The 22,916-nt window shown below is 40.0% G+C and carries 27 protein-coding genes; 15 read left to right on the top strand and 12 right to left on the bottom strand.

Annotated features, from left to right (window positions below):
* Nucleotides 1-20 precede the first annotated feature (20 nt).
* Together ACKTT2_RS52140 and ACKTT2_RS52145 are read left to right on the top strand one after the other, a co-directional pair.
* Nucleotides 21-242, top strand: a complete 222-nt coding sequence (locus ACKTT2_RS52140) for a Calvin cycle protein CP12 (RefSeq protein ID WP_407900985.1) — start codon at nt 21-23, stop codon at nt 240-242.
* A 373-nt stretch (nt 243-615) separates the two neighbouring features.
* The gene (locus ACKTT2_RS52145; protein ID WP_407900986.1) at nt 616-1,209 is read left to right on the top strand and encodes a DUF3177 family protein; all 594 of its coding nucleotides are present in this window, start codon (nt 616-618) and stop codon (nt 1,207-1,209) included.
* Between the two features lie 208 nt (nt 1,210-1,417).
* On the opposite strand, the gene ACKTT2_RS52150 is transcribed toward ACKTT2_RS52145, so the two are convergent.
* Together ACKTT2_RS52150 and ACKTT2_RS52155 are read right to left on the bottom strand one after the other, a co-directional pair.
* Nucleotides 1,418-1,630: a DUF6887 family protein gene (locus tag ACKTT2_RS52150; protein WP_407900987.1), complete on the bottom strand. Its 213-nt coding sequence runs from the start codon at nt 1,628-1,630 to the stop codon at nt 1,418-1,420.
* Nucleotides 1,627-1,824, bottom strand: coding sequence for a DUF6888 family protein (locus tag ACKTT2_RS52155; RefSeq protein WP_407900988.1), 198 nt, complete (start codon nt 1,822-1,824; stop codon nt 1,627-1,629). The genes ACKTT2_RS52150 and ACKTT2_RS52155 overlap by 4 nt, the downstream gene beginning before the upstream one ends.
* A 175-nt stretch (nt 1,825-1,999) precedes the next feature.
* On the opposite strand from ACKTT2_RS52155, the gene ACKTT2_RS52160 reads away from it, so the two are divergent.
* From ACKTT2_RS52160 to ACKTT2_RS52170, 3 genes are all read left to right on the top strand, one after another.
* Nucleotides 2,000-2,296, top strand: a complete 297-nt coding sequence (locus ACKTT2_RS52160) for a DUF7734 family protein (RefSeq protein ID WP_407900989.1) — start codon at nt 2,000-2,002, stop codon at nt 2,294-2,296.
* Between the two features lie 100 nt (nt 2,297-2,396).
* The gene (locus ACKTT2_RS52165; RefSeq protein ID WP_407900990.1) at nt 2,397-2,528 is read left to right on the top strand and encodes a cobalt-precorrin-5B (C(1))-methyltransferase; all 132 of its coding nucleotides are present in this window, start codon (nt 2,397-2,399) and stop codon (nt 2,526-2,528) included.
* A complete protein-coding gene (locus tag ACKTT2_RS52170) occupies nt 2,525-2,740 on the top strand; it encodes a cobalt-precorrin-5B (C(1))-methyltransferase (protein WP_407900991.1) in 216 nt (71 codons plus the stop codon). The genes ACKTT2_RS52165 and ACKTT2_RS52170 overlap by 4 nt, the downstream gene beginning before the upstream one ends.
* Before the next feature lie 76 nt (nt 2,741-2,816).
* On the opposite strand, the gene ACKTT2_RS52175 is transcribed toward ACKTT2_RS52170, so the two are convergent.
* Nucleotides 2,817-2,963: a hypothetical protein gene (locus tag ACKTT2_RS52175; RefSeq protein ID WP_407900992.1), complete on the bottom strand. Its 147-nt coding sequence runs from the start codon at nt 2,961-2,963 to the stop codon at nt 2,817-2,819.
* Between the two features lie 241 nt (nt 2,964-3,204).
* On the opposite strand from ACKTT2_RS52175, the gene guaA reads away from it, so the two are divergent.
* The gene (gene guaA / locus ACKTT2_RS52180; RefSeq protein ID WP_407900993.1) at nt 3,205-4,827 is read left to right on the top strand and encodes a glutamine-hydrolyzing GMP synthase; all 1,623 of its coding nucleotides are present in this window, start codon (nt 3,205-3,207) and stop codon (nt 4,825-4,827) included.
* A gap of 66 nt (nt 4,828-4,893) precedes the next feature.
* Here the strand turns inward: guaA and cdf31 are convergent, their stop codons facing one another.
* Complete coding sequence (cdf31, locus tag ACKTT2_RS52185) at nt 4,894-5,781, bottom strand: CDF family zinc efflux transporter Cdf31 (protein ID WP_407900994.1); 888 nt, start codon at nt 5,779-5,781, stop codon at nt 4,894-4,896.
* Between the two features lie 325 nt (nt 5,782-6,106).
* On the opposite strand from cdf31, the gene ACKTT2_RS52190 reads away from it, so the two are divergent.
* Nucleotides 6,107-6,451, top strand: coding sequence for a hypothetical protein (locus ACKTT2_RS52190; protein WP_407900995.1), 345 nt, complete (start codon nt 6,107-6,109; stop codon nt 6,449-6,451).
* A 355-nt stretch (nt 6,452-6,806) separates the two neighbouring features.
* Here ACKTT2_RS52190 and ACKTT2_RS52195 read toward each other — a convergent pair whose 3' ends face one another.
* The 5 genes from ACKTT2_RS52195 to ACKTT2_RS52215 all read right to left on the bottom strand — a co-directional run bounded on the left by ACKTT2_RS52195 (nt 6,807) and on the right by ACKTT2_RS52215 (nt 11,400).
* Nucleotides 6,807-7,043, bottom strand: a complete 237-nt coding sequence (locus ACKTT2_RS52195; protein ID WP_407900996.1) for a DUF4327 family protein — start codon at nt 7,041-7,043, stop codon at nt 6,807-6,809.
* Between the two features lie 645 nt (nt 7,044-7,688).
* Nucleotides 7,689-8,093, bottom strand: coding sequence for a 30S ribosome-binding factor RbfA (rbfA, locus tag ACKTT2_RS52200; protein ID WP_407900997.1), 405 nt, complete (start codon nt 8,091-8,093; stop codon nt 7,689-7,691).
* 56 nt (nt 8,094-8,149) lie between these two features.
* Nucleotides 8,150-8,356, bottom strand: coding sequence for a DUF751 family protein (locus ACKTT2_RS52205; RefSeq protein WP_407900998.1), 207 nt, complete (start codon nt 8,354-8,356; stop codon nt 8,150-8,152).
* A 784-nt stretch (nt 8,357-9,140) separates the two neighbouring features.
* On the bottom strand, nt 9,141-10,361 hold the full coding sequence (locus ACKTT2_RS52210) for a HetZ-related protein (protein ID WP_407900999.1): 1,221 nt from the start codon (nt 10,359-10,361) through the stop codon (nt 9,141-9,143).
* Nucleotides 10,362-10,737: 376 nt separating this feature from the next.
* Entirely contained in the window at nt 10,738-11,400 is a 663-nt protein-coding gene (locus ACKTT2_RS52215) for an L-threonylcarbamoyladenylate synthase (RefSeq protein WP_407901000.1), read from the bottom strand.
* Nucleotides 11,401-11,589: 189 nt separating this feature from the next.
* Here ACKTT2_RS52215 and larC point away from each other — a divergent pair, with 189 nt between their 5' ends.
* Nucleotides 11,590-12,843, top strand: a complete 1,254-nt coding sequence (larC, locus tag ACKTT2_RS52220) for a nickel pincer cofactor biosynthesis protein LarC (RefSeq protein WP_407901001.1) — start codon at nt 11,590-11,592, stop codon at nt 12,841-12,843.
* A gap of 72 nt (nt 12,844-12,915) precedes the next feature.
* Here the strand turns inward: larC and ACKTT2_RS52225 are convergent, their stop codons facing one another.
* The gene (locus tag ACKTT2_RS52225) at nt 12,916-13,509 is read right to left on the bottom strand and encodes a hypothetical protein (RefSeq protein ID WP_407901002.1); all 594 of its coding nucleotides are present in this window, start codon (nt 13,507-13,509) and stop codon (nt 12,916-12,918) included.
* A 46-nt stretch (nt 13,510-13,555) separates the two neighbouring features.
* On the bottom strand, nt 13,556-14,095 hold the full coding sequence (locus ACKTT2_RS52230; RefSeq protein WP_407901003.1) for a DUF6658 family protein: 540 nt from the start codon (nt 14,093-14,095) through the stop codon (nt 13,556-13,558).
* Between the two features lie 540 nt (nt 14,096-14,635).
* Between ACKTT2_RS52230 and ACKTT2_RS52235 the strand changes: the two genes are divergently transcribed.
* On the top strand, nt 14,636-15,556 hold the full coding sequence (locus ACKTT2_RS52235) for a UPF0104 family protein (protein ID WP_407901004.1): 921 nt from the start codon (nt 14,636-14,638) through the stop codon (nt 15,554-15,556).
* Nucleotide 15,557: 1 nt separating this feature from the next.
* On the opposite strand, the gene ACKTT2_RS52240 is transcribed toward ACKTT2_RS52235, so the two are convergent.
* Nucleotides 15,558-16,877, bottom strand: coding sequence for a Sll1247 family protein (locus tag ACKTT2_RS52240; RefSeq protein WP_407901005.1), 1,320 nt, complete (start codon nt 16,875-16,877; stop codon nt 15,558-15,560).
* Between the two features lie 1,057 nt (nt 16,878-17,934).
* On the opposite strand from ACKTT2_RS52240, the gene ndhL reads away from it, so the two are divergent.
* The 6 genes from ndhL to ACKTT2_RS52270 form a co-directional block, all read left to right on the top strand.
* The gene (ndhL, locus tag ACKTT2_RS52245) at nt 17,935-18,147 is read left to right on the top strand and encodes an NAD(P)H-quinone oxidoreductase subunit L (RefSeq protein WP_407901006.1); all 213 of its coding nucleotides are present in this window, start codon (nt 17,935-17,937) and stop codon (nt 18,145-18,147) included.
* 127 nt (nt 18,148-18,274) lie between these two features.
* The gene (locus tag ACKTT2_RS52250; RefSeq protein ID WP_407901007.1) at nt 18,275-18,586 is read left to right on the top strand and encodes a DUF3007 family protein; all 312 of its coding nucleotides are present in this window, start codon (nt 18,275-18,277) and stop codon (nt 18,584-18,586) included.
* A 77-nt stretch (nt 18,587-18,663) separates the two neighbouring features.
* The gene (gene trpA / locus ACKTT2_RS52255; RefSeq protein WP_407901008.1) at nt 18,664-19,464 is read left to right on the top strand and encodes a tryptophan synthase subunit alpha; all 801 of its coding nucleotides are present in this window, start codon (nt 18,664-18,666) and stop codon (nt 19,462-19,464) included.
* A gap of 245 nt (nt 19,465-19,709) precedes the next feature.
* The gene (locus tag ACKTT2_RS52260; RefSeq protein WP_407901009.1) at nt 19,710-20,357 is read left to right on the top strand and encodes a coiled-coil domain-containing protein; all 648 of its coding nucleotides are present in this window, start codon (nt 19,710-19,712) and stop codon (nt 20,355-20,357) included.
* A gap of 1,333 nt (nt 20,358-21,690) precedes the next feature.
* Nucleotides 21,691-22,620, top strand: a complete 930-nt coding sequence (locus ACKTT2_RS52265; RefSeq protein WP_407901010.1) for a DUF11 domain-containing protein — start codon at nt 21,691-21,693, stop codon at nt 22,618-22,620.
* Nucleotides 22,617-22,916, top strand: a 300-nt coding sequence (locus tag ACKTT2_RS52270) for a hypothetical protein (protein ID WP_407901011.1), incomplete at its 3' end; no start/stop codon positions are given. The genes ACKTT2_RS52265 and ACKTT2_RS52270, both read left to right, overlap by 4 nt.

The following is a 22,916-nucleotide window of genomic DNA, read 5'->3' on the forward strand; positions in this document are numbered from 1 at the left end:
ACGCAACAAAAATTAAGACAATGAGCAACATCCAAGACAAAATCGACCAAGAAGTTGAACAAGCCCGTGCTACATGTGACACCACAGGTAGCAGTTCTGCTGAATGTGCAGCAGCTTGGGATGCAGTGGAAGAACTACAAGCTGAAGCTTCTCACCAACGCCAAGCAAAGCGCAAAACATCTCTCGAACAATACTGTGATGCTAACCCAGAAGCAGATGAGTGCAGAGTTTACGAAGACTAAGAGTTAACTCTACAACTATCAATTTTAAAGCTGGTGGGAACGCATCCAGGCACCTCTTAACAAAAATTTTGTGCTTTAATAGCACTTGTGTATGAAATCTCACTCCAACCTTAGTCATTCTATGCTAAAGCAGGATCTAGGGAAACAGAGTGAGGTTTTCTTTTTACAGTGACCAGTTAAGCAGTGACCAGTGACCAGTAAAGAGCGCTTGGTGAATAGTAAGCAAAGTGTTTACTAGTTAGTGGGTGATTGAACGCATTGGTGGAAAACTTAAACTGTAGTCATGTGATTGGTAATGATTAGTTACAGTTAACTGGTAATTGGTAATTGGTCACTGGTCACTGGTCACTGTTCACTGATTTGAGGAAATTTTATGAATGACGTTTGGTTTCGTCCCCTAGTTTGGATAGACTACCGATTAGGAGTATTATTTACACTCGTTTTGCCCATAATTTTGCTACTTTGGGCTTTTGTACAAAAAGCTGAAGCTATACAACGTTTACTTCTGATTTACTGGCGAGTTGCCAGTTTACTAGCCATTACAATTTACTTAATGATTGGTGGATTTGGCGTTAGCTTCATCTCAGGATTGATAGCTCGTATTTTAATTCCTGTTTCATTATGGTTCTGGATAGATCTCAATGATGAAATAGAGTATCAGCCAAACGAACCGCTCAAGTTAGTTTTTACGTCATGGCGATGGGCAGTGGCTATATACTGTGTTTTAGGTGCATTCGCTTTGATACCTTTTATAATTTGTTCTTTTTCAGAAACTGCGATCGCAACATCGTATTGCCGTGTCTGGTTTGAAGCCCCGCTTATGTTTAAAGATTATTTCCATCACGATACCAAACCAGGCTTTCTTGGCTTTCTTGGCATTATCGGTTTAGTCATTTACGTCCTTTATCTCAGCTATTTTGTCCTGATTAAGTTAGGCAAGCAAGGACGCTCAGCAACACCTCAATAATCAATAATTTGTAATTTATAAATAAGAATGCATTTCACAGACTACTAACTCACAACTTGTGGGGTGGGCGTCCTCGCCCGCCCTCTCGAATATAAACGGGCTTCCCGCCCGTTCCACAAGAACAATAAAGTATTGATTTATGAACAACTCTATTAGCAAACGGCTTAAACAGTATACCAACTTCTTCAGATGCAACCAGTGAAGACGCCTATTGTGACTCTGCTTCACCAGAGGTTGCTTGCTGAATCCTCTGCTCTAAATTCTCCTCCCAGTTTGGGTCATCTGGATTAATTGTAATCATTCGCCCTACGGCTTTTGAACGATCGACATAAACATGAAAAGCACTTATGTCTTCTCGATGAGTTAAGACATACTGACGTAACTCATCAAGATTCATCGCCTCATAATTTGTTAATGTCATGGCTTGTATCCTCCTGTTGGCTTGATTTCAAAGTCAAGACTATCTCCAGCAAATACGTATAGATTTCCAGTACGCTCATCCATTCTGACAAGCTCAACAGCTTTGTACTGCCAGCCAGGGTAGATTGCGTTAGTCAGTCGGTAACAAAGCCTATAAAGCCCCTGAGCTTGCTTGTTATTGGGTTCCATACTCATTCATTGTAATTCATTAACTGAATAATAGACGTTTGGAACCCCTATGAATAAATGACATTTAAGCATTGGCTTTAACTTAACACTAAGAGGTGAGGATATCCATGGTATAACAAAATTATGTTTCGTGAACTGAAAAACTACTGTAACCTACTAATTATCAATAAATTATTAATTTATGGACAATTCTATTGGCAAACGATTGGAACAATACACTATTAAACGTCCTCAAGAAGTTTTACTAGTAACAGTAGAAATTGCTGGAGAACAAGACCAAATTGCTATTTTCAAAGGTTTTTCCAGTTCATTAATGCGTCCAACAGCTTTCGACCCCGACATACCTGTAATTCGAGATGACGCAAAAATTCTCAAGATAGATCGAGTTGCAAGCCCTTACAATCCAGAATCACCCCGTTACATTCAACAAGATATCTCTTGGGAAAATATGCAAAAAATTATGAATTATGAATGCTGAAATCTGAAATATTTTATCAATTGCCAATTCATAATTCATAATTCATAATTCATAATTCATAATGTCCATGACTCAATAGAGAATTATTGTAACAATTATTTTGCTAGAGGGAAAAGCTCTTGCCCTTCGGACTTCCAACGCTGCATTTGGTGTTGTTGAAGGTCGCTCGCTACTTGGAACGACAGGGATTTCTCAACCATTAAGCGCTCCAGCTCAGTTGGACGCTTTTTGAGAACAGTTACAATACAAGTAGATCGGTTTGATTGTTTAGTATTTTGTGTTGGTGAGAATGGTTTAGATTTAGTGCAAAAACTGGGGAGCGATCCAGAACAACTGGTGAAAACAGCTAATTGGCTCGGTCAGGTGCTTGTAGAAGCAGCTTTACAAAATGTTAAGCAAATCCTATCAAAACAGTATGGGAGGGTGAGAACCCCTGTGTTTTAAACAGGGACGGGGTACCCGACCCACAGGGCTATCTTCCCAATGTATCCGTTCTAAGTCATGGTATAATACTTTCAAATTATATTGCTGGAGAAATCGATTCTCGTTCGCGAGAATACATTAAGAACCAAATAGGTGAAGCAGGTACATTGCCATCTGTAGGGTCTGTCCTTTTCGATCGCGATCGAAAAGTTATTGTAAAAAGTAAAACTGCACATACTCTCATGGCAAAATTATGTTAATTTAATATGAATAATCTTAAACACTAACTTTCAATAACTTTTTTTACCAGGCTGGAGTAAGTTTTCTCGTAATCTCACTGCTACATATAAGGTCTGTACAGTCACACAGCGAAGTTGCGTCCAAGGAAGAGTTATTTTACCATCACAAGCTGGTAAAACAGAAGCTGGTATAAATCAAGACTCTATCGTTGTCAATCTTTCACTCTACTTAACACCATCTCCGTCATGAATACAGCGGTGACTCTACCCACACAACAAGCGCCTCAAACAGAGGAATCTTTGAGGCAACTCAATCGCCAAATCATCGTAATTCTAGACTTCGGTTCTCAATATTCCGAACTGATTGCTCGTCGAATTAGGGAAACACAAGTTTATTCAGAAGTCCTTTCCTATCGCACCACAGCTGAAGCATTGCGTCAGATCAATCCCAAAGGAATCATCCTTTCCGGTGGACCAAAGTCAGTGTACGACAATGGAGCTCCTCATTGCGATCCAAAGATATGGGATTTAGGAATTCCTGTTTTGGGTGTGTGCTACGGCATGCAACTTATGGTGCAACAAATGGGCGGAGAAGTGGCAAAGGCTGACCGAGGGGAGTACGGAAAAGCCTCTCTATATATAGACGATCCGACAGATTTGCTGACTAATGTTGAAGATGGCACAACTATGTGGATGAGTCACGGTGACTCAGTGCTCGATATGCCACCTGGGTTTGAAGTGCTGGCACATACAGAAAATACCCCTTGTGCGGCTGTAGCCCATCACAAGAAAAAACTCTACGGAGTTCAATTTCATCCAGAAGTCGTTCATTCTATTGGCGGTCTGGCTTTAATTCGTAACTTTGTGTACCACATATGCGAGTGCGAACCAACTTGGACGACAGCAGCTTTTGTAGAAGATGCAATTCGAGAAATTCGTGCCAAAGTCGGTGAAAAACGAGTGTTGCTAGCACTTTCAGGAGGCGTCGATTCTTCTACGTTGGCATTCTTACTGCACAAAGCAATTGGCGACCAACTGACTTGTGTTTTTATTGACCAAGGCTTTATGCGGAAGTATGAGCCTGAGAGGTTAATAAAATTGTTCCAAGAGCAGTTTCATATTCCAGTAGAATACGTCAATGCTAGAGAGCGTTTTCTTTCCGCATTGGCTGGCGTTACCGATCCCGAAGAAAAACGTCGTATGATCGGACACGAGTTTATCCGCGCATTTGAGGAAGCTTCCAAAACATTAGGTCCATTTGATTATTTGGCACAAGGAACTCTCTACCCAGACGTGATCGAATCTGCCGATACTAATGTTGACCCACAAACAGGGGAACGAGTTGCAGTAAAAATCAAGAGTCACCACAACGTTGGGGGATTGCCTAAAGATTTGCGATTTAAACTGGTGGAACCTTTGCGGAAGCTTTTTAAAGATGAAGTTCGTAAAGTCGGACGTGCCATTGGTTTGCCAGAAGAAATCGTACAACGGCATCCTTTCCCCGGACCTGGTTTGGCAATTCGCATCTTGGGTGAAGTCACTGCCGATCGCCTAAATATTTTACGCGATGCTGATTTAATCGTGCGTCAAGAGATTAACCAACGAGGTTTGTATCACGATTACTGGCAAGCTTTTGCAGTATTATTGCCAATTCGCAGTGTAGGAGTCATGGGCGACCAACGTACCTATGCTTATCCAATCGTTTTGCGGATTGTACAAAGTGAAGATGGTATGACAGCAGACTGGGCGCGTGTTCCTTACGATGTTCTCGAAGCAATTTCTAACCGAATTGTGAATGAGGTAAAAGGCGTCAACCGTGTCGTTTACGATATTACCTCCAAGCCACCTGGAACTATAGAGTGGGAATAATCACCTGAGTAGTGACCAGTGACCAGTGACCAGTGACCAGTGACCAGTGAAATGGTATGGTCGGCATCAAAAAGTAATATGATTTGATTTATAGGTAGGCGGTTCGACATGAATGAGAATCCTAACTGGATGAAAACGTTCTTCTAACCGCCTTTCTACTTCCTCTGTAATTTGATGAGCAGTCTCTACATCTGGTGCGTCCACTATTAAATGCATCTCAATGAAAGTCTGACGACCTAAAACTCCGCGAGAAGCAATATCGTGGCAGTTGATAACACCAGGAACAGAAACAGCGATCGCATGAATGGCTTCCGGTGCGATCGCTATTTGGTCAACTAGCCAAGGTAAATTCTCTTTTAAAACAGTCCAGCCACTCCAAAAAACCAACAACGCCACAGGAAAAGCTAAAGCGACATCTAGCCATTGAATGCCCAACCATACACCGATTAAGCCACAAATTACAGAAATTGTTACCCAAATATCGCTCATGGTGTGTTTGGCATCAGCAATCAGAATCGGGCTACCAACTCTCTGTCCCACATCGCGCTCGTAAAAAGCTACAAAAATATTGACTCCTAAAACTATTAACAATATCCATAATTCTGGCGGTGAAATTCTAACTAGATCGCCGCCATTGATGATTCTTTCCACGGCTCCTTGGAGAATTTCAAAACAGGCTATACCTAAAAAAGCAGAAATCCCTAATGCTCCCACTGCTTCAAATTTTTGGTGTCCGTAAGGGTGCTCGCGATCGGGTTGTGGAGAAGAGAACCGACTAGCAACTAATCCCAAAATATTGTTGGCACTATCAGTTACACTGTGTAAGGCATCAGCTTGCAAGCTTAGGGAACCTGTCAGATATCCCACGACAGCTTTCAATGCCATAACGAATATGTTTAGCAATAAAGTGATAATTAAAACTCTTTGTACTGCACCCCTGTTATCGTAAGTCATAAAATTATTGTCATTAGTCACTTGTCATTCGTCATTGGAAAGGATTCTAGTGAAGATTTTCATCGGTAAGGATTTTATGTGTATTTACATTTTGCAAGGTAGTTCGGTTTATTTGCGCCTAACTACTTATGTTTTACAATTTACATCGTAAAACTTACCACTTTGAAAGAATGTTGCAAACCCTTATATTAAAACGAACTATGTAAAGATATATAAATACAGTAAAACCTTTACAAAAGACCAATAACCAATGACAAATGACAAATGACCTATTTGAGGTTAAATCCCGGTAACATGAGTTATTTAGACGTTTGATAGAAAACTTATGCCCGGAACTCATTTAACACTGAATTTAGTTGAAGGTTCTGTTTCTTTTAGTTTTTCACTTGAAGCAGCACGAGAACTTAAGTCAAATCTTGACCAGTTGATGAATAGTCTAAAAGCAGTGTCTGCTAAAACCGCCTCTGGTAGTAGTAAACCTACACCACAATCTCCCATGGAATATCGATATACGGGAGAAGTGTTCCTAGAAATTTTTTGTAATCCTAATATTTGGCCCACTCCCTTCGCTGCTAAAGTTCTGTTAACTATCCGCGATCTTAATATTCGCTTAACAACAGAAGCTGAACTGACGCGAGTTATCGAGGATGTTAATCAGTATTTGGAGTAAAAAGTAATTACACCCGATGTAGCTACGTTTCAAACACTAGTTGCTTAAAACGGCTACACGCGGGTGCATTTCTGGAAATTTTATAAAAACCAGTACATATGTATTTATTAGACCTGAAATAATCTATATTCCGGATTGTTCTAGGTTGATGATGTAGTAAAGAACAGCATTTAACAATCGAAGATGAAGTCTCTTGCCATCAAAACCTTTAGTACAGATCGGCAGAAGTAAGGCAATCGGTACTAATAGACAAAAAGCTTTTTCTTTAAGCTTTTGTGTCTTTTACCTCCAGACTCCGCCTTTTTGTACTAGCTCCGAAATCAGTTCCTAATTCATACATCAAATCAAAAACCGATCAATCGTTGTCCCATTGTTCTCGACCAATCAGATCGGCAATGCGATCGCGTAATAAAAAATCACACTTTTCCAATTCGCATTCAATGCATACCCACTCTCTAGCTGGAATATATTGGCACAGGGTGTAGATTGGCTGCTGTCTGCTTACCAATCCCCTTTGAACTAACCGCCGTGCTTCCTCTTGTATCACGTCTAAAGAATAGTAACTAACAGAAGGCACCGTATTCACACTCATAATTTTTTGCTCGCAGATTAACACCTAAGTAGTATTCCCAAAATTTGTTGGGAACAAACATCACCAGAAAAAGAAGACTAGTTGCTACCGTTTTGTAGTTTTATATACGGAACTATTTTCATTTTGACGCTACATATCCTCAAATTATATGAAGAAATGTTACGATTGTCAAAGAACTCTGACATTCTTGGAGTTCGTGGTACGCGCACGGTAAATATGGTAATGCGTTTGTCTAAAACAGGTGGGGTATATCATAAATAACAATAGGTCAGAAAATATCTTTGGGATAATGGTTGGGATGGAGAGTATAAAGTGTTGTAAAACACAAAGGCTACCCTACAACACAAAGATTCATCAGTCCTGACTTATTAATATTTTCTTAAGGAAAGGAGAACCTTTTGCCCCGCCTTGTGCCTCGCGATCGGCAATGGCTTGAGTTTAGCAGTCAAAAATCTAAGTTTCATATTTCATTTGAAATAAGTCTAATTACCATGAGGCTCTTAACAAGATAATCATTAATATATCTTATGTTTTTCACTCCTCAACTTTAAATTTTATATATATCAATATTGAAACAGACGCGAGGCGATCGCGTCTGTAAAATGTTTGGCTAATGTACCAGAAATTGATTGTTGTTAACGTTACTTAATCTTCTTGAGAAGATTCTTCATCATATTTGTCTTCCTTATCGAGTTTCCGTTCTTCCTGTAATCGATTTAAAAGTGACAGGACTTTAGTTCCGCGTTCTATAGAACGGTCTTCAATAAAAACCACCTCTGGTGTACGACGCAAGCGAACTCTTGCACCTAGTTCGCTGCGGACATAACCTGTCGCTGACTTTAACCCAGCCATTGTTTCTGCTTTTGCTTCCTCCGAACCATAGATGCTGACGTAGATTTTGGCGTGCTGCAAATCGCCTGAGACATCAACGTCAGTAACACTTACCATTCCCGTACCCACACGGTCATCCTTGATACCGTTGAGTAGCATTTGGCTAACTTCCCGTTTTATTAATTCAGCAACTCGGGAAATACGGCGATCTGTAGCCATAACAAGCGATCTCCTCACAAGAGGTTGTAATGATGAAAATATCTCTAAACTTCAGACTAAACTGCGCTTAAGCCCAGCATTGCTCGCAAAGTCAGAGTGATGAAAACGAGACTACCTCCAATCAATCCCAAAAGAGCAACTAGGGTCACTGGGCGTTTAAACAATGGTATTAAGGGCGAAAATGCATTTAACACTACGCCTAAGAGAATAGTTACTAAGTAACGGGGATATCTAAAGACGTTTTCCCAAAATCCTTCAAACATTTGATTTGAGATGGTTTTGATGTAAGATGAGTGTTGGTTTCTCTTTCTAATTTTATCTTAATACGGTGACCAGTGACCAGTGACCAGTGACCAGTGACCAGTGACCAGTGACCAGTGACCAGTGACCAGTGACCAGTTAATTTTTGTTGCCTTTGCTATGGCAAGCATATTTGAGTTTCAGATTCCCGACTTCTCTAAGAAGTCGGGAATCTAAGTTTTCACAAATATTTAGAGAATGTTTTAAAAGTAATTGCTGGGGTATCCAAAACTTTAGATCCCCCCTAGCCCCCCTTGAAAAGGGGGGAACAGACTCTCACAATCCCCCTTGAAAAGGAGGGAACAGACCCTCAAAGTCCCCCTTTTTAAGGTGGATTTAGGGGGATATCGATACAAGCAAGACTTTACAAACATTTTCTTATAATAGCTATGATTTTAATAAAAATAGATTCTTATCTGATTAATTATTTTTAGCGATATTTGATATTTTTAAATTTTTGACTTCCCTGTATACCCCCGCTTCTTAATTTGAATTTTTCCTAATCAAGAGACGAAATTATACCATTTTGAGAAGAGATTATGAAAGATATTGATTGAATTTAAGCCATAATAAAGTACTCTTAATCCAAAATCTAAAATCTAAAATCCACTCATAGTATGATTTGCGGGGGAACATAGAGAAGAAATTTGAGTTAAACCTAAAGAGAAGAAAGGTATAATAAACATTTAAACAATTAGGGTAAAGTCAGAAATAGATTGGTTAATGTATATGCAAATAACCATGACTTTAACCAGCCTGAATTTCAGTGTTTCCGTTACGAATATCCCATGCAAGTTCTAATAGTTGAGTCCAGCGCTTTTGTAGTTGTTTAGGCGTACATTTAACAGCTTTAGCGATCGCTTGGTCGCTTTGCTTTTCAGCTTTTAGGTCTAGGATTTGGCGTTGCTGTTCGGTCAATTGACTTAAAAATATATCCCATTGTTGAGACGATAAACCTAACTTTTGCTCTAATCCAGCACCTAGCCACTGGTGTACCAGTTGCCAGTGGTGTTGTTTGGCGAATTTTTCCACATGATATTTAAAACGCTGTTGTAAATAATCCCTCTGACGACTGGTCAGACCAAGAATTTGGTCGATTTCAGGGGCGGAAAAATCTTGCAATTTTAATGTTAAGTAATCTACACAGTCAGATTGTCCTTGCGATTCTAAGTATTTTACCAGTTCCGAAATAACGCGATCGCGTTCTGATTCTTCAGCTGGATCGAAGTTTGGTTGTGCAATCATTTGAGAACGCACTTGTTGGACTGCTGAATTGCGTTGGTATGATTCGGAGTCTTCAGTCTTACCAGACTCAACTGCCCTTTCAATATCGACTGTTGTTTCTTGAGGCAAACGACGAGCAAAACCTTGAGCGCGGAGTATAACCAGCTGTTGATTCGCACCGCCGGGTAAGTTAATGCGGCGCTTGGCATACTGTTCGGTAAACGCCATATATTCTGCAAGTTCTAATTGAGTCCGAGGCGTGTAATCTTCAGCTAATTCGTTTTCTCGGCGGAAAGCTTTAATAGCTTCCAAATAAAATGCTTGTAAAAAGTCTTCAATTAGGTTATAACGGGCATCAAATCCTAAATCGGAGTTAGGTGTAGCAACGTGACGATAAACCATAGCACCAAGTTGACTGTGTAATTCGACCCGACCTTTTTTTGAACCTAATTGGTAGTAGTGCAAGCATTTTTGTAACCGATGTCTAGCTAAAGTGATTAACCAAGACGTAACTTGTCCGGACGTTTTAATACGAGAACTTTTATCACAAATACGTTCTACTTCTCTGGCTATGCGCTTTGCTACGGCTTCGGTGCATTCAAGTGACGTTTTCACCTCAGACTGCATATCCTGACACAGCATTTGTACCAAAGCATCTGTACTGATGGTTTGGGATTGTTCGGTAGAAGCTTCGCGATTGAAATCTGGTGTTGGGGTAGGTAGATTGGCGAGGTTTGCTTTCATGATGTTTCTGGGAGTGGTATAGCACCGTAAGGACAAAGCATAAACAGCGCTGACGTGTCAAGCTTCTACTGACGAATAACTTACATATTCTTCATATGTCAAGAACCGCCATCAGCACTGCTTACATATATGACTGTAGATAATCCGGAAAAGTTACAGGTATTCCATTGTGTCGCTTTTTTCATAAGCCACCAGATACTCAGTGGCACGCGATCGCTAGCCACAACATCAAAACGGCTCTAGTCTTTACTCAGTAAAGCTTTCTACCTGGTTAAACGATCTGCACTTTCAGCTTAATAAGTATGACAATCGTAAAACTGGAGCGCTGAACCAATGGACATCCGAAATCGTCTGATGAAGTAGTGATGTATAAAGCTTATACTAGCGTTGCTGCTTTTTCCCAACCCAAACCTTGCCTAGTTAAAACTGGTTGTTCTCCTGTCAAGTCCAAAATGGTAGAGACTTCATACGTGGGTTCCTCGCCAGTATCCACAATTACATCTACCAAATTGTCCAAGCGATCGAACATTTCCACGCGAGAGAGGAAAGGGTCTGTTTCTACCTCAAGCAACTCATCGTCTACATCATCATCTGGAGGCACGTGGGCTGAAGTGGAAATAATTGGGTTTTCTAAGGCCGTTAACAGTGCCAAGCAGACAGTATGATTTGGTACTCTAATTCCAGTTGTTTTCCGTTTTGGATTTTGTACCAGCCTCGGTACTAACTTAGTTGCAGGTAGCAAAAACGTATATGGACCGGGAATCAGACGTTTCATAACTCGGTAGGCTGTGTCTTTTACGAAAGCATACGTAGTGACATTTGAGAGAGAGGGACACAGAAATGTTAGCGGTTTATCATTTGCTAACTGTTTAATTTGCCGCACTCGCTCCACTGCCGACTTAACATTTAGATCGCATCCAATCGCATAAACCGTATCAGTAGGATAAAGCATCACCGCGCCGCGTCGCAATTCTGCTTGTATCTCTTCTATTCGTCGAGATTGTGGATTATCAGGATGAACTTGGAAAATTTTTGCCATAGGAGATAAATAGGGGTTAGGGGTTAGGGGTTAGGGATTGGGAGTAGCGAAACTAGTACTGTCTGGTGCTTGCAAATTCTTTCCACTACAGGGAACTGGCAAACAAACAAGGTTAGTGATACTTTATGTACGGGCGCAATTCTTTACGCCTCCACTAACCTCTACCCCCTAACCCCTACCCCCTAACTAATGACGAAAATAGCTTATTTTCAGTGTCCAACAGGTATTTCAGGTGATATGTGCTTGGGTAGCTTGGTTAGCCTGGGCGTTCCTTTAGATTACTTGACTGAAAATCTCAACAAATTGGGAATTGAGCGCGAGTACCAAATTGAGACAGAACTCGTTCTTCGTAATGGTCAACAGGCGACTAAAGTTCATGTGAACTTAATAAATCACCATCACCACCACGACTCCCATCACAGTCACCATCACGGACGCCACTTACCTGAAATCCGGGAGATGATTTTAAACGCTGAATTACCATCACGTGCTAAAGCGTGGAGTTTAGCTGTATTTCAACAATTGGCAGTAGCAGAAGGGCTAGTGCATGGCGTTCCTCCTGAAAAAGTCCATTTCCATGAAGTAGGTGCAATAGATGCAATTGTAGATATTGTTGGGACTTGTTTGGGACTAGATTGGCTAGGAATTGAAAGCAACGAAAAAGAATTGCCCTTACTATACTGTTCGCCCCAACCAGTAGGCGGGGGAACTGTCAAAGCGGCGCATGGTCAGATGGCAGTGCCAGTACCAGCCGTTTTGAAATTGTGGGAAATGCGCGGTTGTCCGGTGTATAGTAACGGTATTGAACGGGAATTAGTGACGCCAACAGGAGCTGCTATTGTTACGACTCTTGCAGTTGACTTTGGGTCGCCACCTCCCATGACCATCAAACAAGTAGGATTAGGATCTGGTTCTATCAATTTACCAATACCAAATATTTTACGCTTGTGGGTTGGTGAAGCAAACATTGCCCATAGTCCAACCGTAGAAACGATCGCAATTTTGGAAACCCAAATAGACGACTTGAACCCCCAAGCGATTGGTTACTTATTTGATACGTTGTTTGCTGCTGGTGCAGTAGATGTTTTTACCCAACCCATTGGAATGAAAAAATCCCGTCCGGGAATTTTACTAACCGCAATCTGCCATCCAGAAAATTTACCTAATTGTGAAGCGATTTTATTTCGCGAAACCACAACTTTAGGAATTCGCCGTTCTACTCAACAGCGTGCTGTTCTTTCACGAGAAATTCAACAAGTAGAGATTGAATATGGTGTAGTACGTGTTAAAGTTGCTTGGACGGGTCAAGAAAAAGATAAAGCCATTTCTAACGTGCAACCGGAATACGAAGACTGTGCAGAATTAGCAAGAAAGCATAATGTTTCTTGGCGGGAAATTCATCGACTGGCATTAAACCAATGGTACTTTCAACATAAAAACTAGTAGAGACACGTCATCAAAACGTGTCCCCACTGATTATTTATTAGTCACTAGTCACTGCTCGTTGGTCACTATTTAGTCAACAGCGTCTCTGATAGCACTTCCTGCTTCTTCAGCCTTATTCCGAGCATTTCTACCCGCTTCACCAGCAGCATTGCTAGTATTTCCCTTTATGTTTTCAATACCTCTTTGGGTTCCTTTTATGAAGTCACTGGAGGTTTTTTGAGCTTTGTCTGCTGTTCTTTGAGCGCCTTCTTGCAGAGTATCGCCGAAATCTTTAGCGTTCTCATTCTTTTTACCAAGAATGCGACGACTAACTTCTCCTATATTGCTGGATTCGTCAATAACGTTGCGCTCAGCATTTTCTTTGAGATATTCAGACTTTGCTTTCACATCAGCTGATTTGATCCTAGGATCGACATCGCTGTAGTTATTCATTCCACCCTCATAAGGAGACAGTTGATTGTCACCTTTTGGCACGTATACATTTGAGTTAGGTCTCGCAGACTGTTCTCCCTCAATTTGATGAGGTACTGTCCCGCTTTGATTAGGTGTTGTTGCACCTGCAGAATTGCAAGCCTGTGTTAAAAACAAGATTGCACTTGCTACAAAAGCTGTCAAGACTTTCATAGGACGTAAATTTTTCCACGCTGCGATCGCTCTTCTCATAATGCTCCTCCTTACAATTTTGTACTTAAGTTCAACTCACAGTCAACTATTTAGGAACTGCTGGATTTGGTCGCGCTTCTGGTCTATTTCCAGCTTCATCTGCTTTGTCTTTGATAAATCCTGAAGCATCTTGAAATGCTTTTCCAACAGTCTCTAGTCTGTCTTGAGCTCGTTCTACAACACTAGACTCTCGTTGAATTTCACCACCTGGTTCTGGTTGTTGAAAATCTTTAGTAGATTTGATGGGCAATTCTGCTTCCTTATAAGCTCTCCCTTCTGGTGTTTCAGCACCAGGATAAAGTTTGACTTCTTTGTTAACAGCCGTGGCAATAATTGATGGGGATTTTAGCTGTAAATCAGCGCGATCCAGTCCAGATTTGGACATCTTTGAATTTGTATATTTATCTCCACCACCCTTATATGGATTGTTTGCACCACCAGCTTGTACGGCAGGGTTTTCTGGATTTGCACCTTGAACTTTTGCATCACTGCACGCAGTGCTTACTATCAACAATAGACCAGCCAAAAATACAGTTAAAATCTGGCGTAGCCGCAATTTGTTTAAAAAAGCTGTTAAACGGTTCACCAATTCCTCCTTCTCACTTCAGACAGTAACAATAATGCTTCAAAAAATCCCGTCACGAAATACTCTTATTCCAATGGGACTTTCAGTTTCTGCTTGGTTGTTATTTGCCGAAGATTTGCGAATATTTAACCAACAGTTACCAAGATTACAGAGAAACTGGCGAAATGTTCCTCTAGCAAAGGTCTCATTTCTTTTATCGTTGTTTTGCTTTCTTTATCTAACTTTAGAAGGATATAGGTTACTATAATTTTGAGAAATTTCTTCTACCTATAAAGGTATTCGCTTTAACATAATTATCTTATTCAATTTATGACATACCTGTAGGTAGGGCTATGCCCACTAAAAGACTTATGTGGTAGGCATTGCCCACCCTACAGCACTTAAAATTTCTCATGAATTATTTAGAATTACTATAGCGATCTAGGTATTTAATTATTAATTTATGTAAACGTACTACAAGAGCCCCGACTTCTTTAAGAAGTCGGGGATGTCTCCTCAAGTATCTGTATAATTATCAAAACTATCAGTTAAATTACGAAAATGATGAAGCGAATTTTACGCTGGTTAATTCTGGGTGGAACTTTATTTTTTTTAGCAAAAGCCCTTAAGGATAACTGGCAAGGTATTGCGACTGTTCGTATTGATGCTGTGGGTTGGGCAATTCTAGCTGTTGCAACAGGTATAACATTACTAGCACATACTTGGGCAGGTTGGATTTGGGCTTGGGTTCTTCAAGATCTAAATCAACCCATACATTCTTCTCAATTTGTTCAAGTCTATTTAAAAACAAATATTGCTAAATACATACCGGGAAATGTTTGGCATTACTATGGACGAATCCTAGCTGCAAAAAATGCCAGTATTCCTCTGGAAATTGCTACTCTTAGTGTTTTATTAGAACTACCTCTTATGGCGGCTGCAGCGTTAATTATTTTTTTGCTAAACAGTCAGTTTCTACTTGGTAGTTCTACCCTGTACTTACAGATAATACAACTTTTTTGCCTGCTAGGAGTCCTTGGCGGACTTCATCCAAAATTTTTAAATTTTGGAATGACAATCGTGCAACGCTTGAAGGTCAAAAAATCAGATCCTACTTCCAACTCAACTTTCACAATTTCACATTACCCGTTACGACCTTTGTTAGGAGAACTAGGTTTTGTCTTTTTGCGTGCTTTTGGTTTTGTTTTAACTCTATTTGCCTTGAGTCCTTTAAACTGGAATCATTTACCTCTGTTGGTTGGAGCTTTTAGCTTTTCTTGGTTGCTGGGATTTATTGTTCCTGGTGCGCCCGGTGGCTTGGGAGTGTTTGAAGCAACTGCGATCGCACTCTTACAATCTCATTTTCCCACAGTTTTAGTTATTAGTGCTGTCGGTCTTTATCGTCTTATTAGTATTTTTGCCGAAACTACAGGAGCTATCTTAACATGGTTTGATGAACGTTTTTTCAGTCTTAAGCCCTAATTTAAATAGTTTTATTTTTTAACTGTGAAAAAATATGATAATCATCTAGATTTAACTGTGGTTCGGCAAGCGGCTTATCTTCTTTTATTTTAATTAAATTATATTCAACATTTTCTGCATAAATTGCAAAAGTGATATTAAAAATTTCAATAAAATGAATTAACCACTTACATTCGTCTTCTGGATATTTATTGTAATAACGAATCAAGTAAGCTATACGACTTTCCAAATGAATTCGCGAGTTTCTAGAAACTAGAATAATTTTCAGCAGTACAATAACTAATGTTAGTGGATGACCTTGAGATAATAATAAAATAAATAATGATGAGGGTTCTTTTCCATTTTCTGTTGTCAAATAATCAATGACTTTATTACAAGTTCTTAACACTAAATCCTTATTAATTATTTCTTCATGACATTCTGCTTTCCAAGAATATAGTTTCTCTAATAATTGCGTTTTTAACATTTCAACAAAATTCTGTTGTTGAACTGAAAAAATTAAGTACTTTTGCAAACTATTCTTAAATTCTTCAAAAGTTTGGTTTTGAGTTTGTTGAATAAATATATTAGCAATATTTTCATAACTAAATGTACCTTTCTTAACAACAATAGCTTTAATTAAATGTATAACATTATCTCCTAAAATACTGGGATTTTTATATCGATTAGTGCTTGAAGTAGAAGATTGAGAACGAGCAATATACATTGCCAATTCAAACTTAAATTTGTCTTTTAATTGTCTAGATAGTTTTATAGCAGCTTCTTGTTGTTCTTTAGGATTGGTAATATCCAAAGATTGGGCTACTAATAGATAAGAAGAGTAACGATTAATCCAATTTGATTTGGACTGTTCGTCAATATTTTTGACAGCAAATAATTGAATATGTTGATATTCTTCACTATCAATAAAGTCTGCTATCCACTTAGCATAAAGACTCCTTTTTGTAAATTGCTCGTGTTTAAAATCTTTATAAATAGAAAACAAATTAACCAATTCTTGAATGTATTTATGTTTTCTGTTACTTTCCCAGTTATTAATCAAAATATAGCAACAGCGCTTAAGTGTATGAAGAAACTCCTGCTCTTCATCCTTGGAAAAGAGTTCATAGATTCCTGTGATTGAATCAGAATTAACAGCCTCAAAAAATCCTAGGAATAAGCGATTAAATTCTAGCAAAACATCTTCAGGTTCCCAGGTTTTGACAATTTCAATAAAATAGTTATATATTTTTTCTTGTGCAATATCTAAATCCAGACGTTTATTTTCAGAGTCAAAAGTATATTGATTGCTCTGACTACTCGTTAAGCTGTTAGCGGTCATGGTATTTTTTAAGACCAAAGAATACCCAGTTCATATTCTTATCAGCTTAACTTGACATACCAGCCGTATCAATCATTTCTTGAAAAGTTCAGTATTTCTTTAAAAGAAGTTTGAGAAAGCCTTATAATTACCGAGATATTTACACCAAACCTTTATCAAATATCATAGAAAATACAGGAAATAATACTGTATTTTATGATACCTTATCTTAACCTTCCCCTTGACAAGGACCTCCGGTGTATACAAGTTTGAAATAACTTACAAAGCAAGGTTTTAGAGCTTTTTTACCCCACCCTAACCCTCCCCGATGGATTGGGGAGGGAACTGGAAACCCAATTACCCCCCTTTCCAAGGGGGGTAAATCTAACTTGTGTTTACACCGTTAATTAATGGGGGTGGAGGGACTTGAACCCACACGACCTTTTACGGTCAACGGATTTTCATTCTCCTGTAGCTTTCACTACTGCCTTACACTTCTACAGAACACCAAGGCTTTGAGAATTGGACCCTCCCTTTACCCTCGACTTTACGTTAGGGTAGCTCCCGTCGGGCCTCTGCACCTTCCTAGTTAATTATCTGTCATTGTTGTTTGTCCTTTGTTCTTAGTAATTAACCGAAGGACAAGTCAAAAATGACTTCTAACCATCTTGGCTTGGCTCAGGATTGCCATGTCTGTTAAACAGATTTAGGTTTCCCTGAGTTTGAGAGCAGTCACTTGAAAGATTTCTCTATCAAGGCTCAGTTTTCTAAGTCCGTAGCGTCTACCATTCCGCCACACCCCCAGATTGAATCTAGGTTTTGCTGATGAGGTTGACTTTTACTCACCTCAATCCACACTTGGACGATTATAGCAAAAGAAATCAGTTTTTGGCTGACGTTCTTTATTTATTTCACCACTAATTTTGTCATTTGTCCAGTTAAAGTTGGTCACTGGTCACTGGTCACTGGTCACTGGTCACTGGTCACTGTTCGCTGCCCCCTTGTCCGCCTTGTCCTCAATTCCTTATTATGGAAAATAGATGCACCAATAGGTCTTTTTTACCGAGAGCTAAGAATTATGGTTGTAGCGCTACTGTATTTGGTTTTGGCAGGAGCTTATTTACTCGTCGTACCAGCAGCTGTCCTGCTGTACTTAAAATTCCGGTGGTATGTAGCTAGCTCTGTGGAACGTACTTTCATGTACTTTCTAGTATTTTTGTTCTTCCCAGGTTTACTGCTTCTGTCACCTGTTATCAACTATCGACCTCAACCACGAAAAATTCAAGTTTAGGCTCTGTACTTTAGTAGACCAGGAAACGCTATAAAAGTATGAAGGGTAAAGTATGAGGTCTGGACATATACTTGTGCAGACAAACATTTCGTACTTCATCCTTGATACTTCATTCTTGAAACTTCTCATGCGACGCATTGACGCTATTGGAATAGGTTTTGGCATTTTTATACTAAGTGGCTTGGTGTATCTGTCACTACAGCTAGCGGGTTTAGATGGCGCACAAGCTGGTATTTGGACGCAAGCCGTGCTGTTTGCTGGATTGATTCTCTGGTTGCTAACCTATTTGTTCCGTGCAGTAGGCAAAAAAATGACTTACCACACGCAACGCCAACAGTATGAAGACGCCTTTTTCCAAAAGCGCTTGGAAGAACTTTCTCCTGAAGAATTAGCCAAAATTCAAGCTGAAATCGAACGAGAAGAACAATCTCAAGTTTAAATTTGTTCTTCCTTTGTTATTTGTCCTTTGTCTTTAGGTATATTGTCAAAGGACAACTGACAAATGATAAATGACAAATGACACCTATTTCTAATCGCTTTAAAAATCTTGCAAGTCAGTCCCAATGCGCTCTGATTCCATTTATCACAGCTGGCGATCCGAATTTAGAAACAACGGCAGAAGCGTTGAGGATTCTGGATCGCAATGGAGCAGACATTATTGAATTGGGTGTTCCTTACTCCGATCCTCTAGCAGATGGACCCATTATTCAAGCCGCAGCAACTCGCGCTTTACAACAAAACATAACTTTGGATAAAGTGCTGGAAATGTTACAAAACGTAACTCCAGATTTACAAGCCCCTATTATTTTGTTTAATTATTACAACCCAATTCTCAATCGTGGAATTGAAAAATTTTTTAAAGATATAGCAGCATCTGGGGTAGCAGGCTTGGTTGTACCAGATTTACCGTTGGAAGAGTCATCTAATTTACTGAAAATAGCTTCTGAAAAAGATATTGACGTTATTTTGCTGGTTGCTCCAACGAGTTCTTCCGAACGTATAGAAGCCATTGCTCGCTCATCCCTTGGGTTTATTTATTTGGTTAGCGTAACAGGCGTTACAGGAATGCGACGCACGCTGGAAGTCCGAGTCTCAGATTTACTACAACAGATTCGTAGCGTTACTGACAAACCTATTGGTGTCGGTTTTGGCATTTCGCAACCAGAACAAGCCAAACAAGTAAAAGAATGGGGAGCCGATGCTGTCATAGTTGGTAGTGCTTTTGTCAAACGTTTGGCAGAAGGAACTTCACAGCAAGGACTGACTGCCATTGCCGAGTTTTGTCAAAGTCTCAAGACAGCAATTACTACATCTTGACTAAGCATGGTTACTTAATTTTTTTATGTAAAAAATGCGAGCTTTTTTTCCCTTTTGTTGGTAGACAATTTAACAGATATCGTCTTGAATATAAAAAGCGTATATGTAGCGGTAAAAAACAAAATCATACCGCAAAATAGGGTAAAGGGCTGTATGTAAAATTCAGTAGGATATATATCTTATGAGTGTGAGAGAGCGTCAGTCAACGACAGTAGTTGTTTCGTTGCAAATTAAGGGAGAGGGCGATGAGTGAGAGTATGGCATTTATCGGCGGAGTTGCCGTAGCTGGGTTGGCAGCTCTTTTGCTACTCAAAGGCTCAGCAAATCCCATCCAGTCGGGCTTCAGTGTAACTCCACAGATGCCACCAACAACTGTAGTAGCACCACCAGTGATGGCTCCATCTGCTACGTATCCCAATCCAACATATCCCAATCCAACCCCGATAAACCCTAATACTGAAGAATTGCGGGTACAGATGGAACGGATGAAGATGGAAAACGCCCAACTCCAGAAGGAAAATGTAGACCTCAAACAACAAAATCAACAACTTCAGGGACAAATCCAACAAACCCTGGCTCAGTGGAGTGCTCAGCAGCAAAATCAAGCACAAGCAGCACAGCAAGCAGCATTGCAGCAATCACAAAATCCTTGGTGGTCGTCAGGTATTGTTTGGGCTGTAGGTGGTATGGCTTTAACTGTTGGTGGTGGCGTTGTCGTCGCTGGGATAAACGCTTTGTTTTCACAAAAGCCCCGTCCTGCCCGCACCGTACAAGTCATTCATCCTTATAATGGTCCTACGCCACCACTTGCGCCTGTACGTCGTCCCGAGTTTTTACCACCTCGCAGCGATGTTAGACGAGTCGAAACACATGATTACGATGACACGTATTAGTTAAACGGCATTAGGTTGTTAGTCCACATTATTTTAAGCTGCTGACTTTCAGCGCATATTTTAACATACCATAAATTCTGGGCGCAAAATCCTTGACTGCGCTCGAAATTTCCATTTTACACATAAATAGACTATTCATATTATCAGACGAGCGGACATATCTTATTCAAACATAGACTTACTTACCGATCGCTGGTCACTGGTCACTGGTCACTGGTCACTGGTCAGTGGTCACTGGTCACTGGTCACTGGTCACTGGTCACTGGTCACTGGTCATTGGTCACTATGTAATAAAAACAGCAAATGTATGCTAAATCTCTTTTAAACTTCATAAAGAGATAATTTTTATACGTAAATTTTGAGATAAATTGTTATCTATCTAAATTGTTTGTGAGATACTTCTAGATGATAATGCTTTTACGTAATACCTAGTCAAAAATAAAGATTCAATAAAGCAAGCTGGTGCATTGTTTACAGTTTACTGTATTATTCTTCTAAAACGTATTTGTTCAAAGCCAATTCTGATGATGCTTTAATCTGTGGATTGGGTATAGCTTGGGCTTTCCCTATTACCAATTCACTGATAAAATGACATCTCGTATGTCTAAGTTCAGTTGTTTTGAAAACGATTTGAGCAGCTCATTGAAATCTGGGTAAAACAGTGCAACAAGCCGTGCAGTTCTTTCGCGCTCTTTCACGAAGGGATTTAACTGAATACGGCTGTAATATCTGCGTGTCTCCCAGTCAGAGCGTCAATGGTGTTCATCTGCTAAGTACTGTTAGACAAGAAGTCTGTGTTCAACGCGGATAGATACTCATTATTATACTCTGACAGTAAAAAAATAAACGTTTTGTAACGGAAAAGTGAAAAAACACAATGGTATCAAAAGCAGATCAATATCCCACCTATTGCTCCATCACAAGCGGAGTGTATGCCTTGTATTAACAGTAAAAAGGCGCTTTCAGCAAAATACCATTGTGTATTCACAAGAAACTATTTGCGTACAATACTTGCTTCCCGATTGTAGGTAGCTCGCTGCAATGGAAGCACTGTCGTCACTGCAAGAGTTTACTTTTATGAGAGACTCTGCAATATTTTTCATGTAAAAGCAGAAGCTTAATCTTCGCAATTCAATTCTAGTTTTGAGATATGCGTATATTTTTCTGTGCCGAAACTCAAAATTCCTTCATATTGAAAGTCAATGTTGTTATACCTAACAAGATTTTCAAGAGTCAAAATCTGACGTACTAAGAGAGTGTAGGATTAACGGAAAATAATGGTTGGTTTTATAGAAACCTAAACCAAAGACAAACCTTTGCTATCGGTTGAGCAATGACTTTTATATCCTCAAGGTTGAGGCATAAAAGCCTCTTTTTTACCTTTACCATCTCAGGTATTTTTACTTACACTTTCCTGCCGTCTGTAGCACAGACGCCTACGGGAGTAATCACAAATACTGCTGGTTCTGGTGCAAGCAACATTACAGACACAAGATCGTCCAATTCAGTCACTTTTAGAGCGGGTCAAGGTGCTTTACAAATATTGAAAACAGGCGATCGCGCAGCGGCTGAACCAGGTGACAACGTTGTTTACCGTCTTGCTATTAGAAATACGGGTAGGGCAACACTACCCACCATAACGATCGCGGACAGATTACCTGTAGGGTTGCGATTTGTTCCCAACACGTTACAAGGTTCCATAGGAAGTACGCGAGTTCCTTTAACTGCTAACGCGACTTCAAATCGTAACATCACAATTACCTCAACAACTCCACTACAGCCCAATCAAACCTTAGATGTCCGTTATGCCGTTGAAGTCACACCAGATGCCATTCAAGGCACAGGTAGAAACTTAGCACAAGCAAGTTCTGGAAACTTGACAAGTAACCAAGCCAGCCACCTAGTGAGAATTCGACCTGGAATAGTCTCAGATTGCGGCACCTTGATTGGACGAGTATTTGTTGATAAAAATTTTGATGGCGAACAACAACCCAACGAACCAGGAGTTCCTAACGCCGTAGTCTACATGGATGATGGCAATCGCATCGTCACCGATGCTAAAGGATTGTTCTCCCTAGCTAACGTCATTCCGGGGCATCGAACAGCAACATTAGACTTGACAAGCTTACCAGGCTATGGTCTGGCTCCTAACACGTACTTCATTGAAAGGAACAGTCAGTCTCGCCTAGTCAAGCTAGCGCCTAACAGTATGGTAAGAGTGAATTTTGGTGTTACGCCTGCGTTTTCAGAGGATAAGCGATGAAAACAAGAAACCTTAAAGTTGAAATAACTAAAAAATTTGGCACAAAAGAAAGAAATTGCCAAAATCTAGCATTTTTCATGTTGCGCTCTACCCTAGCTAGTAGAGGTGTCATGCCTTGCGCTCGCACTAGTTTAGGTATCTGGAGTGCAATGGTCGCGATCGTTTTCCCTTGCTTTGCAGGCGAAGCCATATTTTCCAGTGCTGAAGCAGCAGAGAATAGGGACTGGGGACTAGGGACTAGGGACTGGGGACTAGGGATTAAAAAAGACATACTCAACTCAATCACCAATCGCCAA

It is taken from the genome of Scytonema hankhaensis NUACC26 (genome assembly GCF_045865695.1).
In the GTDB taxonomy this organism is placed as follows: Bacteria; Cyanobacteriota; Cyanobacteriia; order Cyanobacteriales; family Nostocaceae; genus Scytonema.

What these genes read in the sequence shown, in the direction of transcription:
- ACKTT2_RS52140 (WP_407900985.1), top strand. Translation starts at nt 21, where the DNA reads ATGAGCAACATCCAAGACAAAATCGACCAAGAAGTTGAACAAGCCCGT.
- ACKTT2_RS52145 (WP_407900986.1), top strand. Translation starts at nt 616, where the DNA reads ATGAATGACGTTTGGTTTCGTCCCCTAGTTTGGATAGACTACCGATTA.
- ACKTT2_RS52150 (WP_407900987.1), bottom strand. Translation starts at nt 1,630, where the DNA reads ATGACATTAACAAATTATGAGGCGATGAATCTTGATGAGTTACGTCAG.
- ACKTT2_RS52155 (WP_407900988.1), bottom strand. Translation starts at nt 1,824, where the DNA reads ATGAGTATGGAACCCAATAACAAGCAAGCTCAGGGGCTTTATAGGCTT.
- ACKTT2_RS52160 (WP_407900989.1), top strand. Translation starts at nt 2,000, where the DNA reads ATGGACAATTCTATTGGCAAACGATTGGAACAATACACTATTAAACGT.
- ACKTT2_RS52175 (WP_407900992.1), bottom strand. Translation starts at nt 2,963, where the DNA reads ATGAGAGTATGTGCAGTTTTACTTTTTACAATAACTTTTCGATCGCGA.
- guaA (WP_407900993.1), top strand. Translation starts at nt 3,205, where the DNA reads ATGAATACAGCGGTGACTCTACCCACACAACAAGCGCCTCAAACAGAG.
- cdf31 (WP_407900994.1), bottom strand. Translation starts at nt 5,781, where the DNA reads ATGACTTACGATAACAGGGGTGCAGTACAAAGAGTTTTAATTATCACT.
- ACKTT2_RS52190 (WP_407900995.1), top strand. Translation starts at nt 6,107, where the DNA reads ATGCCCGGAACTCATTTAACACTGAATTTAGTTGAAGGTTCTGTTTCT.
- ACKTT2_RS52195 (WP_407900996.1), bottom strand. Translation starts at nt 7,043, where the DNA reads ATGAGTGTGAATACGGTGCCTTCTGTTAGTTACTATTCTTTAGACGTG.
- rbfA (WP_407900997.1), bottom strand. Translation starts at nt 8,093, where the DNA reads ATGGCTACAGATCGCCGTATTTCCCGAGTTGCTGAATTAATAAAACGG.
- ACKTT2_RS52205 (WP_407900998.1), bottom strand. Translation starts at nt 8,356, where the DNA reads ATGTTTGAAGGATTTTGGGAAAACGTCTTTAGATATCCCCGTTACTTA.
- ACKTT2_RS52210 (WP_407900999.1), bottom strand. Translation starts at nt 10,361, where the DNA reads ATGAAAGCAAACCTCGCCAATCTACCTACCCCAACACCAGATTTCAAT.
- ACKTT2_RS52215 (WP_407901000.1), bottom strand. Translation starts at nt 11,400, where the DNA reads ATGGCAAAAATTTTCCAAGTTCATCCTGATAATCCACAATCTCGACGA.
- larC (WP_407901001.1), top strand. Translation starts at nt 11,590, where the DNA reads ATGACGAAAATAGCTTATTTTCAGTGTCCAACAGGTATTTCAGGTGAT.
- ACKTT2_RS52225 (WP_407901002.1), bottom strand. Translation starts at nt 13,509, where the DNA reads ATGAGAAGAGCGATCGCAGCGTGGAAAAATTTACGTCCTATGAAAGTC.
- ACKTT2_RS52235 (WP_407901004.1), top strand. Translation starts at nt 14,636, where the DNA reads ATGATGAAGCGAATTTTACGCTGGTTAATTCTGGGTGGAACTTTATTT.
- ACKTT2_RS52240 (WP_407901005.1), bottom strand. Translation starts at nt 16,877, where the DNA reads ATGACCGCTAACAGCTTAACGAGTAGTCAGAGCAATCAATATACTTTT.
- ndhL (WP_407901006.1), top strand. Translation starts at nt 17,935, where the DNA reads ATGGTTGTAGCGCTACTGTATTTGGTTTTGGCAGGAGCTTATTTACTC.
- ACKTT2_RS52250 (WP_407901007.1), top strand. Translation starts at nt 18,275, where the DNA reads ATGCGACGCATTGACGCTATTGGAATAGGTTTTGGCATTTTTATACTA.
- trpA (WP_407901008.1), top strand. Translation starts at nt 18,664, where the DNA reads ATGACACCTATTTCTAATCGCTTTAAAAATCTTGCAAGTCAGTCCCAA.
- ACKTT2_RS52260 (WP_407901009.1), top strand. Translation starts at nt 19,710, where the DNA reads ATGAGTGAGAGTATGGCATTTATCGGCGGAGTTGCCGTAGCTGGGTTG.
- ACKTT2_RS52265 (WP_407901010.1), top strand. Translation starts at nt 21,691, where the DNA reads ATGACTTTTATATCCTCAAGGTTGAGGCATAAAAGCCTCTTTTTTACC.